Below are 10542 nucleotides of genomic sequence, written 5' to 3'. Positions count from 1 at the left end.
GCGGACTGTAGGCGAACCAGCCGAAGTCGGCCGCGCCCTGCGGGGTGAGGAAGCCGCCCACCGCGATCGTCGAGCCGAACAGGTACAGCCAGTAGGCGAACATGTTCAGCCGCGGGAACGCCACGTCGGGCGCGCCGATCTGCAGCGGCATGATCCAGTTGGCGAAGCCCGCGAACAGCGGCGTCGCGAACATCAGCAGCATGATCGTGCCGTGCATCGTGAACGCCTGGTTGAACTGCTCGTTGGACAGGAGCTGTAGTCCGGGTCTGGCGAGTTCGGCGCGCATCAGCAGCGCCATGACGCCGCCGATCAGGAAGAACGCGAAGGACGTGACGAGGTACAGCGTGCCGATCGTCTTGTGATCCGTGGTCGTCAGCCACTTGATGCTCTTGAGGTCTCTCACGCCCCGCCTGTGTCCGAGCCCCGCCCGCCCGTCACACTCGACGGGCGCGACGAGAATCACGAAATCGGGTGTGACGATCGCCCGGGTGCCGGACACGAACGGAACATGAGCAACGACGAGATCTTCGCCGCTGCCTATCGCGAGCACTACTGGGCGGTCAGCCGCTACGTTGCCCGGCGACTGGACGGGCGCAGCGGTGAGGTGGAGGAAGTGGTGGCGGAGGTCTTCACCGTCGCCTGGCGCCGCCGTGCGGATCTGCCGCCGGCCCCGCTGCCCTGGCTGTACGGCGTTGCCCGCAACTGCCTGGCCAACGCGGTACGGGGGTACGGGCGCCGACGTCGGCTTGTCCATCGGCTGGGCAACGACGAGAGCGCGCACGGGCGGCAGGTGGCTGCGGGGCCCGATGCGGAGGCGCCTGGTTCTTGGGTGCACGAGGCGCTTTCGCGGTTGTCGGCGGCAGACCAGGAGGTGTTGCGGCTGACGGCGTGGGAGGAGCTGGGTGTGGAGGAGGTCGCCGTGGTTCTCGGGTGTGGGGTGCGGGCTGCGGCCATGCGGTTGCATCGGGCGCGGCGGCGATTGAGGGCGGAGATTGATCGTCTCGTGGTGCTTGGAGGTCCGGGGCGATGATCAATTTGTCTGCTGCGTCGTCGTGGCTGGTCGCGCAGTTCCCCGCGTCCCTATGGGGCGCTACAGCTGGACCGGAGGATCGACGCCATGGCCGATGAACTTGAACTACTGCGTGGCGCCAACCCGTTCACGGCCGATGGCCCCCGCTACGGCGACGGACCGCTCGACCACCACGCCTCGCGCCGGCTGAACCGGCTGTTGCACGAACGGCGTCGCCGGCTGCTCTGGAGTCTCGTGGCCGGAGCCGCCGTAGTGGCGACCGTGTTCACGCTGTTGCTGGGCGGACCGAGCGGCACTCCCGCCGTGGCGGCGCCCCGCCCCCTGGTCGTGCAGGCGAACTCCACGCCCGTGTCCCTGAAACAGCTCGCCGCTCTCGCCGCGGCGGTCGCCGTCGACGGAACTCCCGTACTGCGCAAGGGAACCCACGTGCAGTCATGGAGCCTCGGCATGTCCGACGACAAACCGCCGGTCACCATCCCCGAGGAACGCATCGTGCGGTGGAACGCGGACGACAGCCACACGGAACGTGTCGTGGAGGACGGGCATGTCCTCAAGGAGACGACGTATCCGCCGAGTTGGAGCGATGTCCCGCCCGAGGCCCGGCCCCCGCACGACGTGGCGGGACTGCGGGCGTACCTCCAGGAGACCGCGTACAGCAAGACGCCGTTGACCACCCCCGAACTCCTTGCCGCAGTCGGGGAGTTGCTGGACCACTGGACGCTCGGGGCGCGTGAGTCGGCCGCGTTGGCGCGGCTGCTCGCGGCGGCGGACGGACTGCGGCCGGCGGGGGAGGTGACCGACCGCCTCGGGCGGCGCGGGGAGGCCTATGTGTATCGGCAGCCGGGCAACCGCCTGATGCTGATCATGGATCCGGCCACCGGCGCCGTCCTCGGGATGGAGAGCACCTTCACGAAGGACCAGCCCGAGTACGGCGTCAAGGCCGGGGACGTCATGGACTACAGCGCGTGGACGCGCTGATCACACCCCGAGCTGCCGGGCCGCGGCCGTCACGGTCTGCTCCAGGAGCGTGGCGATGGTCATCGGGCCGACGCCGCCCGGCACCGGAGTGATCAGCGAGGCGCGTTCGGCGGCGGAGTCGAAGTCGACGTCACCGACGTTGCCCGCGTTGTAGCCGGCGTCGAGCACGACCGCGCCGGGCTTGATGTCCTCGCCGCGGATCAGCCGGGGGCGGCCCACGGCCGCGACCACGATGTCCGCCTCGCGGACCGCCGCCGACAGGTCGCGGGTGCGGGAGTGGCAGTAGGTGACCGTCGCGTCGCGGGCCAGCAGCAGCATCCCCGCGGGCTTCCCGAGGATCGCGCTGCGGCCCACGACGACGGCCCGCTTGCCGGACGGGTCGACGTCGTACTCGTCGAGCAGCCGCATGATGCCGCCGGGCGTGCAGGACACGAAGCCCGGCAGGCCGAAGCTCATCGCCGCGAAGGACGCGAAGGTGACCCCGTCGACGTCCTTCTCCGGCGCGATCGCCTCGAACGCGGCCCGCTCGTCGATGTGTTCGCCCATCGGGTGCTGGAGCAGGATGCCGTGCACGGTGGGGTCGGCGGAGAGCGCGGTGAGGGCCGCGACCAGTTCGGCGGTGGTCGTGGCGGCGGGGAGTTCGACGTGCCGGGACTCGATGCCGGCCTTGCGGCAGCGGTTCTGCTTCATCCGGACGTACGTCACGGAGGCCGGGTCCGCGCCGACCAGGACCGTGGCCAGACAGGGCGCCGTACCGGTGCGTTCCGTGAGGTCGGCGGCCTGCTTCGCGGTGTCCTCGACGATGCGCCGCGCGAGCGCCGTACCGTCCATGAGCCGTGCCTGGGACATGATCCACTCCTGAGCTGGTTGACCAGTCGCCCAGGCGCACGGCATTCACTCCGCGTGGGCCGCTCCACGGTGGTGCTCCACCTCAGCGCCAGTCACGACCCACGGACAGCCTAACCGAGAGAGTTCTACGGTCGTCAGGACCCGTTCTCCCCGGGCGGCTGCGTCGGGTCGACACCGGTCAGGAAGTCCCGGGCCTGGGCCGCGAGGCGGGGCGCCCCGATGGCCTCCGCCCAGCGGGCGACCTCCGTCGCGAGTGCCCTGGCGCCGGCCTCGTCGCCGGAGTCCCTGGCCAGCACGGCGAGCAGCAGCTGCTGGGAGAGCGTGCCGGGGACCGTGCCCGCGGCGGCGCCCAGGGTGGTCGCCCGGCGCCAGCGGTCCAGGGCCAGGCCGTTGTCACCGGCGTCGTGGTCGTGGTCACCTAGGTGGCGCAGGGCCTCGCGGGCCAGCAGCGGGTCGTCGCCCGATTCGGCGGCACGCAGCGCGGACGCGTAGTGGGCGGGCGCGTTCGCCAGGTCGGCGAAGTGGTTGTCCGTGGTCAGGCCGAGATACATCTCCGCCCAGCCCCGGCGCCCCTCGTCCGGAGCGTCGTCCCGCAGCGCCTCCGCTTCGCGGAGCAGGGAGGCGAGGGCTTCCGGGTCCTTCCCGGCCGGGCCCAGCCGGAGCCGGCCGTCGACGACGAGCAGCCGGCGGTAGGTGTTCCGCAGCCGCGCGAAGTCCACGTCCCAGTCGCCGCCGGGGAACTCCTTCCCGGCCGCCTCGATACGTGCCGTCGCGGTGTCCGTCCCCGCGAACCAGTCCTGTTCCAGGGCCACTTGGGCGGCGGCACGGGCGATCCGCGCCCGGGCGTCCGGTTCGTCGGCGGAGCACGCGTCCAGCAGACGGGAGGCGCGCTCCCATCGTCCTGTGACGCTCAACTCGTGGGCGGCGGCGATGAGTTCTTCGACGGGGACGACCGCGTTCGCTGTGGATGTCATGGCGGGGAAGGTAGTTATGCGAAAAACTATCCACAAGAAAACCACTGCGGGAGGCAGACGGTGGAGGACTCGGTCGACCGGCACGTGGCGCTCTGGTTGAAGGAACTCGCCTGGATGGACCCGGTGAAGGAGGAGATCTTCATCCGGCTGGCGATCCTGGCCCGGCATGCCGGTCGGACGCGGCGGGACGTGCTCGACGCCGACGGGCTCAAGCAGTGGCAGTTCAAGGTGCTGCTCATGCTGCGCAGGCTCGGGCCGCCGTACGAGACGAGCCCGTCACACCTGGCTGAGCTGCTGGGGCTGACCCGTGGCGCGCTCTCCGCGCGGCTGGCGGCCGTCGAGGAGGCGGGGCTCATCACCCGTACCCATGAGACGGGGGACCGGCGGCGGGTGCGGGTGCGGCTCACCGACGCCGGATACGCAGTCCTCGAGGAGCACGTCGCGGCGGAGGAAGCGGGCGAGCTCGCGCTGCTCGCAGCACTGAACCCAGCAGAGCGCCGGACGCTCGCAGACCTGCTGCGGAAACTGGTCCTCGCCGTCGAGTCCTAGCGGGGCCGGCGGGTACCGTGCTGGCCGAGAAGGTCCAGGTCAGCCGGGTGGTGACCCGGACCTTCGGCACCAGCCTCGCTAGCCGTCCCATGCCTGGATCATGGTCTGCCGGGTGATCTTGCCGTCGTCCAGCACGAGCATCGACTCGGCCAGGACCCGGGTCCCGTCCGGATACTGACAGGACTCGCTGTAGGCGACTCGGTCCCCCTGTACGACGCACTCCTCCAGTTTGTGCGTCATGTCGCGGCTGTAGACGTCGTCGAGCATGGCGCTGATCTCGTCCCGGCCGTGCAGGACCTTGGGGTTGCTGGGCTGGGTCTGGTGGTCGACGACGTGGATCTCCGCGTCGTCGGCGTAGAGCGACAGAAGCGTCGCCGCTGTGTGATCTTCGATGCCCCGGCGCAGGGCTTCGGTGTCGAAGCCGGGGCGTGCCGCGGTGCCCATGGTTACCTCCTTGGAGGGCCGCGGCCCGAACAGGAGCGAGCCGCGCGGGCCTCTCCTACGAGCCTCCTCCGCCGCGCCGGGGTCGGCAAACCGAGCGGGCGTACTCCGCCTGACGGGTGAGCGGTGACCGGTGCCCGTGACCGTGTGACTACCGTCCGCGTTGCTGGAAGCATGATCTCAACACGACGTATTGCCGCCGCCGTTGGTCTCGCCGTCGGGGTCACCGGCCTCGTCGCGCCGATGGCGAACGCCGCCGACGCGCCCGCCTTCAAGGACGGCAAGGTCAGCCCGGTCGCCCTGCTGGACTCGCTCGCGGTGAGCGAGATCCCCGCCGAGCACCAGGCGCAGATCCCGAAGGTCGCCGACCAGATGAAGGCGCTGAACCACCTCAACGACCTCCAGCAGCTGCACCAGGTCACCGACATGGCCGCGCCGGTCACGGGACTCCTCCCCGCCGTCGAGTAGCGGGACCGCGCAGCACGCAGACCCTGAGGGCCGTCCGGAAACGGGCGGCCCTCAGTCGTGGACTGGAGCGGGATCAGCCCGCCGTCGCCAGGAACTGCGTCGCCGCGAGCTCCGCGTAGAGCGGGTCGGCGGCCACCAGCTCCCGGTGCGTGCCCACCGCGCGGACCCGGCCCGCGTCCATGACGACGATCCGGTCGGCCATCGTCACCGTGGACAGCCGGTGTGCGACGACCAGGACCGTCGTCGTACGCGCCACATCGGCGACGGTGTCGCGCAGGGCCGCCTCGTTGACCGCGTCCAGCTGCGAGGTCGCCTCGTCCAGGAGCAGCAGGCGGGGGTGGCGCAGCAGGGCGCGGGCGATCGCGACGCGCTGGCGTTCGCCGCCGGAGAGACGGGTGCCGCGGTGGCCGACCAGGGTGTCGACGCCCTTCGGGAGCCGGGCGACCAGACCGTCCAGGCGGGTCGTCTTCAGGACGCGGGTGACGTCGTCCGTGCTCGCGTCCGGGTTGCCGAGCAGCAGGTTGTCGCGCAGGGAGCCCGACAGGACCGGCGCGTCCTGCTCCACGTAGCCGATGGCGGAGCGGAGTCCGGACAGCTCCCAGTCCGCGAGGTTCCGGCCGTCGAGGGTGATGGCGCCGGACTCGGGGTCGTAGAAGCGCTCGATGAGGGAGAACACGGTGGTCTTGCCCGCGCCGGACGGGCCGACGAAAGCCGTCATGCCCTGGGCCGGCACGGAGAAGGTCACGCCGTGGTGGACGTAGGGCAGGTCGTCGGCGTAGCGGAAGCGGACGTCGTCGAAGGCGAGGGCCGCCGGCTCGGCGCCGGGGGAGGGCAACTGGGCGGGCAGGGACGGGGGTTCGGCGGGGAGCTGGAGCGCTTCCTGGATGCGGGCGAGGGCCGCGGCGCCCGTCTGGTACTGCGTGATCGCGCCGACGACCTGCTGGATCGGCATCATGAGGTAGAAGACGTAGAGGAGGAAGGCGACCAGCGTGCCGACATCTGTCGCGCCCGTCGCCACGCGTGCCCCGCCCACCGCGAGGACGGTGATGAACGCGATCTGCATCGACAGGCCGGCCGTGTTGCCCGCCGCCGCAGCCCACTTGGCGGCGCGGATGCTCTGCCGCCACGACTCCTCGGCCGCCGCGTGCAGGGTGCGCTCCTCGCGGTCCTCGGCGCCGGACGCCTTCACCGTGCGCAGCGCGCCGAGGATCCGCTCCAGCGAGGCACCCATCACGCCGATCGCGTCCTGTGCCTGCCTGCTGGCCCGGTTGATGCGTGGCACGATCACGCTGAGCACGGTGCCCGCGCCCACGATCACGCCGAGGGTGACGGCCAACAGCACGGGGTCGACCAGACCCATCATCACGATCGTCGCGACGAGGATGAGCCCCTCGGTGCCGAGCCCGACCAGTGAATCGGTGGTGACCTCGCGCAGGAGAGTGGTGTCGGAGGTGATGCGGGCCATCAGGTCGCCGGGCTCGCTGCGGTCCACCGCGCCGATCCGCAGCCGCAGCAGATACGACGACAGGGCGCGCCGCGCGCCGAGCACCACCGACTCGGCGGTGCGCCGCAGGACATACGAACCCAGCGCGCCCACCGCAGCGTTGGCGACCACCAGCGCCGACATCGCGAGCAGCGCCCCGGTGATCGTCCGGTCGTGCGACAGGTCGTCGATGAGTCCCCGCGCCACCAGCGGCAGCAGCAGCCCGGTGCCGCCGGTGACCAGCGAGAGCAGCGCGCCCGCCAACAGGGCCCAGCGGTGCGGCCGTACGTAGTCGAGGAGCAGCCGCCAGGCCGGCGGGTCGCTCCGAGTCCCTGCGATGCCCACGGCGCTCCCCGGGATGCGGTCGGAGCACTCAGGTTACGTCGGCCGGTGCCGACGGTGTCGAGCCTCCGTCGTGCCCTTACCGATCAGTCACGCGTAGGGTCTCAGGCAGGGACAACGATCGACGAAAGGGTTCAGGACCATGGCGCAGGAAGTGCGCGGCGTGATCGCGCCGGGAAAGAACGAACCGGTCCGGGTCGAGACGATCGTCGTACCCGATCCCGGACCCGGTGAGGCCGTGGTGAAAGTCCAGGCCTGCGGGGTCTGTCACACCGACCTGCACTACAAGCAGGGCGGCATCAGTGACGACTTCCCCTTCCTGCTGGGGCACGAGGCGGCGGGGATCGTGGAGTCGGTCGGCGAGGGCGTCACCGATGTCGCCCCGGGCGACTTCGTGATCCTCAACTGGCGTGCCGTGTGCGGCAATTGCCGGGCCTGTCTGCGCGGCCGGCCACAGTACTGCTTCAACACCCACAACGCGAAGCAGAAGATGACCCTCGCCTCCACCGGCCAGGAACTCTCCCCGGCCCTCGGCATCGGCGCCTTCGCCGACAAGACACTGGTCGCGGCCGGCCAGTGCACCAAGGTCGACCCGACCGTCTCCCCGGCCGTCGCCGGACTCCTCGGCTGCGGCGTGATGGCCGGTATCGGCGCGGCGATCAACACCGGGAACGTCGGACGGGGCGACACCGTCGCCGTCATCGGCTGCGGCGGGGTCGGCGACGCGGCGATCGCCGGGGCCCGGCTCGCGGGAGCGGCGCGGATCATCGCCGTCGACATCGACGACCGCAAACTGGAGAAGGCCCTCTCGATGGGCGCCACCCACACGGTCAACTCGAAGACGTCCGACGCCGTCGAGGCGATCCGCGAACTGACCGGCGGCTTCGGCGCCGACGTCGTCATCGAGGCGGTCGGCCGCCCGGAGACGTACAAGCAGGCCTTCTACGGCCGTGATCTCGCCGGCACGGTCGTCCTCGTCGGCGTCCCGACCCCGGAGATGAAGCTCGAACTCCCGCTCCTGGACGTCTTCGGACGCGGCGGTTCCCTCAAGTCGTCCTGGTACGGCGACTGTCTGCCCTCCCGCGACTTCCCGATGCTGATCGACCTGCACCAGCAAGGCCGCCTGGATCTCGGCGCGTTCGTGACGGAAACGGTCCAACTCGACGAGGTGGAGAAGGCGTTCGAGCGGATGCACGGCGGAGACGTACTGCGTTCGGTGGTGGTGCTCTGATGGCCGCCCGCATCGAACACCTCGTCACCTCCGGGCAGTTCACGCTCGACGGCGGCACCTGGGACGTCGACAACAACGTGTGGATCGTCGGCGACGACCACGAGGCCGTCGTGATCGACGCCGCCCATGACGCCGACGCCATCCTCGCGGCGCTCGGCGACCGCAGACTGACCGCCATCATCTGCACCCACGCCCACAACGACCACATCGACGCCGCGCCCGCCCTCGCGGACCGCACCGGCGCCACGATCTGGCTGCACCCCGACGACCTGCCGCTGTGGAAGCAGACCCACCCCGACCGCGACCCCGACGCCCATCTCGCCGACGGCCAGGTCGTCGAGGCCGCGGGCGCCGACCTCAAGGTCCTGCACACGCCCGGGCACGCGCCCGGCGCGGTCTGCCTCTACGACCCCGGGCTCGGCACGGTCTTCACCGGAGACACCCTCTTCCACGGCGGCCCGGGCGCCACAGGGCGGTCGTACTCCCACTTCCCGACCATCATCGACTCCATCCGCGACCGCCTCCTGACCCTCCCGCCCGAGACGAAGGTGCTGACGGGACACGGCGACTCGACCACGGTCGGCGCCGAGGCCGCACACCTGGAGGAGTGGATCGCGCGGGGCCACTGACGCCCCGGACACAATCCCGACAGAAGATGTCCGGCTTCCCGTGCACGATCGACATGAGACACGTCGAACGAGCACGGGAGGTCGGACATGCCGGGCCCACTGGAAGGCAAGGTCGCGCTGGTCGCGGGGGCGACGCGCGGAGCGGGGCGCGGGATCGCCGTGGAACTCGGCGAGGCCGGCGCCACCGTCTACGTCACCGGCCGCACCACCCGGGCCAGGCGCTCCGAGTACGACCGGCCCGAGACGATCGAGGACACCGCCGACCTCGTCACGGCGGCCGGCGGCCGGGGGGTGGCGGTACCCACCGACCACCTGGAACCCGCGGCCGTACGGGCCCTCGTCGACCGCATCGACGCCGAACAGGGCCGCCTCGACATCCTCGTCAACGACATCTGGGGCGGCGAGCACCTCTTCGCCTGGGACGCCCCGGTCTGGGAGCATGACCTCGACAAGGGGATCCGGCTCCTCAGGCTCGCGGTGGAGACGCACGCGATCACCAGCCACCACGCCCTGCCTCTGCTGCTGCGTAGGCCGGGCGGCCTGGTCGTCGAGGTCACGGACGGCACCGCCGAGTACAACCGCGACACCTACCGCGTCTCCTTCTTCTACGACCTCGCCAAGTCGTCCGTCCTGCGCATGGCCTTCGCCCTCGGCCACGAACTCGGCCCGCGCGGCGCCACCGCCGTGGCGCTCACCCCGGGCTGGCTGCGCTCGGAGATCATGCTCGACCAGTTCGGCGTACGGGAGGACAACTGGCGCGACGCCCTCGACCGCGTCCCGCACTTCGCCATCTCGGAGACCCCGCGCTACGTCGGCCGCGCCGTCACAGCCCTCGCGACCGACCCCCAAGTCGCCCGCTGGAACGGGCAGTCGCTGTCCAGCGGCGGACTCGCTCCGGTGTACGGCTTCACGGACATGGACGGGAGCCGGCCGGACGCGTGGCGGTATCTGGTGGAGGTGCAGGACGTGGGGAAGGCGGCGGATGTGACCGGGTACCGGTGACCTCAGACGGGGTTCACGGGCGGTAGTACCCAGGCGGCCGAGTGACCTGGTGGCAGGGCCAGGTCGTCACGCACGGCCGCGTAGTAGCCCTGGCGCCCCTCCCGCTGTCGTTCCAGCAGGTCCTGCCAGGTCTCCGGATCGTGCCTGCCCTCGCGCAGGAACCGCTCCATCGCCAGCACCGAGGTGACCCAGACCCGGGCCCTCGCGACCACCTCCGGGCTGCCCAGCATGAGCAGCGTCTCCCCGGCCGGGTCGCGGGCCAGCGCGGCCTCGGCGATCAGCGGTGCCGCCTCCTCGGGCGTGAGCGGGTGGGGGTGCGGGTCGTTGCGGAAGTGGGACGCGACCCGGTAGGTGAGCGTGACGGTCTGCTTCAGGACTCGTGCGTAGTCGGTGTACACCGCGAGCCGCCGCTCCTCCCAACGGGCCTCCCGCTCACGGCGAAACCTCACCCGCTCACCCCGCACGATCGCCACGTACGAGCCGAGCGCACCGATCACCACACCGATCAGCGCGGGCAGTTGCTGTATGAACGCGTTCATGTCCGCACCGTATCTGCCGAGTTGATC

Annotated in this window: 13 protein-coding genes and 1 riboswitch; of the genes, 7 read left to right on the top strand and 6 right to left on the bottom strand. The window is 71.0% G+C overall.

All coding sequences use genetic code 11. The annotated features are described in order from the left end of the window. On the bottom strand, window positions 1–403 hold a 403-nt coding region (locus ACWDEW_RS39085), incomplete at its 3' end, for a cbb3-type cytochrome c oxidase subunit I (protein WP_450519588.1). 105 nt (window positions 404–508) lie between these two features. Here ACWDEW_RS39085 and ACWDEW_RS39080 point away from each other — a divergent pair. Beyond that, on the top strand, window positions 509–1030 hold the full coding sequence (locus ACWDEW_RS39080) for an RNA polymerase sigma factor (protein WP_450519586.1): 522 nt from the start codon (window positions 509–511) through the stop codon (window positions 1028–1030). An 87-nt stretch (window positions 1031–1117) separates the two neighbouring features. Then, complete coding sequence (locus tag ACWDEW_RS39075; protein WP_450519584.1) at window positions 1118–2008, top strand: CU044_5270 family protein; 891 nt, start codon at window positions 1118–1120, stop codon at window positions 2006–2008. Here the strand turns inward: ACWDEW_RS39075 and ACWDEW_RS39070 are convergent, their stop codons facing one another. Then, on the bottom strand, window positions 2009–2857 hold the full coding sequence (locus ACWDEW_RS39070; RefSeq protein ID WP_450519582.1) for a bifunctional 5,10-methylenetetrahydrofolate dehydrogenase/5,10-methenyltetrahydrofolate cyclohydrolase: 849 nt from the start codon (window positions 2855–2857) through the stop codon (window positions 2009–2011). 21 nt (window positions 2858–2878) lie between these two features. Next, a riboswitch (ZMP/ZTP riboswitch) is annotated at window positions 2879–2963 on the bottom strand. 28 nt (window positions 2964–2991) lie between these two features. Then, window positions 2992–3831: a hypothetical protein gene (locus tag ACWDEW_RS39065; protein ID WP_450519580.1), complete on the bottom strand. Its 840-nt coding sequence runs from the start codon at window positions 3829–3831 to the stop codon at window positions 2992–2994. 60 nt (window positions 3832–3891) lie between these two features. Between ACWDEW_RS39065 and ACWDEW_RS39060 the strand changes: the two genes are divergently transcribed. Then, on the top strand, window positions 3892–4380 hold the full coding sequence (locus tag ACWDEW_RS39060; RefSeq protein WP_450519579.1) for a MarR family winged helix-turn-helix transcriptional regulator: 489 nt from the start codon (window positions 3892–3894) through the stop codon (window positions 4378–4380). A gap of 78 nt (window positions 4381–4458) precedes the next feature. Here the strand turns inward: ACWDEW_RS39060 and ACWDEW_RS39055 are convergent, their stop codons facing one another. Continuing rightward, window positions 4459–4824: a nuclear transport factor 2 family protein gene (locus ACWDEW_RS39055; RefSeq protein WP_450519577.1), complete on the bottom strand. Its 366-nt coding sequence runs from the start codon at window positions 4822–4824 to the stop codon at window positions 4459–4461. Between the two features lie 171 nt (window positions 4825–4995). Here ACWDEW_RS39055 and ACWDEW_RS39050 point away from each other — a divergent pair, with 171 nt between their 5' ends. Next, entirely contained in the window at window positions 4996–5289 is a 294-nt protein-coding gene (locus ACWDEW_RS39050) for a hypothetical protein (protein ID WP_317884541.1), read from the top strand. Window positions 5290–5362: 73 nt separating this feature from the next. On the opposite strand, the gene ACWDEW_RS39045 is transcribed toward ACWDEW_RS39050, so the two are convergent. Continuing rightward, the gene (locus ACWDEW_RS39045) at window positions 5363–7117 is read right to left on the bottom strand and encodes an ABC transporter ATP-binding protein (protein ID WP_450519575.1); all 1755 of its coding nucleotides are present in this window, start codon (window positions 7115–7117) and stop codon (window positions 5363–5365) included. Between the two features lie 139 nt (window positions 7118–7256). Between ACWDEW_RS39045 and ACWDEW_RS39040 the strand changes: the two genes are divergently transcribed. The 3 genes from ACWDEW_RS39040 (at window position 7257) to ACWDEW_RS39030 (ending at window position 9976) form a co-directional block, all read left to right on the top strand. Next, on the top strand, window positions 7257–8345 hold the full coding sequence (locus ACWDEW_RS39040; protein ID WP_450519573.1) for an S-(hydroxymethyl)mycothiol dehydrogenase: 1089 nt from the start codon (window positions 7257–7259) through the stop codon (window positions 8343–8345). Continuing rightward, entirely contained in the window at window positions 8345–8974 is a 630-nt protein-coding gene (locus ACWDEW_RS39035) for an MBL fold metallo-hydrolase (RefSeq protein WP_450519571.1), read from the top strand. Before ACWDEW_RS39040 ends, ACWDEW_RS39035 begins: the two co-directional genes overlap by 1 nt. Window positions 8975–9061: 87 nt before the next feature. Further along, window positions 9062–9976 carry an SDR family oxidoreductase gene (locus ACWDEW_RS39030; protein WP_450519570.1) on the top strand — a complete coding sequence of 305 codons (915 nt, stop codon included), beginning with the start codon at window positions 9062–9064 and terminating at the stop codon, window positions 9974–9976. 2 nt (window positions 9977–9978) lie between these two features. On the opposite strand, the gene ACWDEW_RS39025 is transcribed toward ACWDEW_RS39030, so the two are convergent. Then, the gene (locus ACWDEW_RS39025; RefSeq protein ID WP_450519568.1) at window positions 9979–10515 is read right to left on the bottom strand and encodes a hypothetical protein; all 537 of its coding nucleotides are present in this window, start codon (window positions 10513–10515) and stop codon (window positions 9979–9981) included. Between the last annotated feature and the right edge of the window lie 27 nt (window positions 10516–10542).

This window comes from Streptomyces sp. NPDC001100 (assembly GCF_053598575.1).
This window is presented reverse-complemented; position numbering and strand designations above follow the sequence as displayed.

Excerpts from the sequence above, each read along its gene's own strand:
- ACWDEW_RS39080 (WP_450519586.1), top strand. The coding sequence starts at position 509 with ATGAGCAACGACGAGATCTTCGCCGCTGCCTATCGCGAGCACTACTGG.
- ACWDEW_RS39075 (WP_450519584.1), top strand. The coding sequence starts at position 1,118 with ATGGCCGATGAACTTGAACTACTGCGTGGCGCCAACCCGTTCACGGCC.
- ACWDEW_RS39070 (WP_450519582.1), bottom strand. The coding sequence starts at position 2,857 with ATGTCCCAGGCACGGCTCATGGACGGTACGGCGCTCGCGCGGCGCATC.
- ACWDEW_RS39065 (WP_450519580.1), bottom strand. The coding sequence starts at position 3,831 with ATGACATCCACAGCGAACGCGGTCGTCCCCGTCGAAGAACTCATCGCC.
- ACWDEW_RS39055 (WP_450519577.1), bottom strand. The coding sequence starts at position 4,824 with ATGGGCACCGCGGCACGCCCCGGCTTCGACACCGAAGCCCTGCGCCGG.
- ACWDEW_RS39050 (WP_317884541.1), top strand. The coding sequence starts at position 4,996 with ATGATCTCAACACGACGTATTGCCGCCGCCGTTGGTCTCGCCGTCGGG.
- ACWDEW_RS39040 (WP_450519573.1), top strand. The coding sequence starts at position 7,257 with ATGGCGCAGGAAGTGCGCGGCGTGATCGCGCCGGGAAAGAACGAACCG.
- ACWDEW_RS39035 (WP_450519571.1), top strand. The coding sequence starts at position 8,345 with ATGGCCGCCCGCATCGAACACCTCGTCACCTCCGGGCAGTTCACGCTC.
- ACWDEW_RS39030 (WP_450519570.1), top strand. The coding sequence starts at position 9,062 with ATGCCGGGCCCACTGGAAGGCAAGGTCGCGCTGGTCGCGGGGGCGACG.
- ACWDEW_RS39025 (WP_450519568.1), bottom strand. The coding sequence starts at position 10,515 with ATGAACGCGTTCATACAGCAACTGCCCGCGCTGATCGGTGTGGTGATC.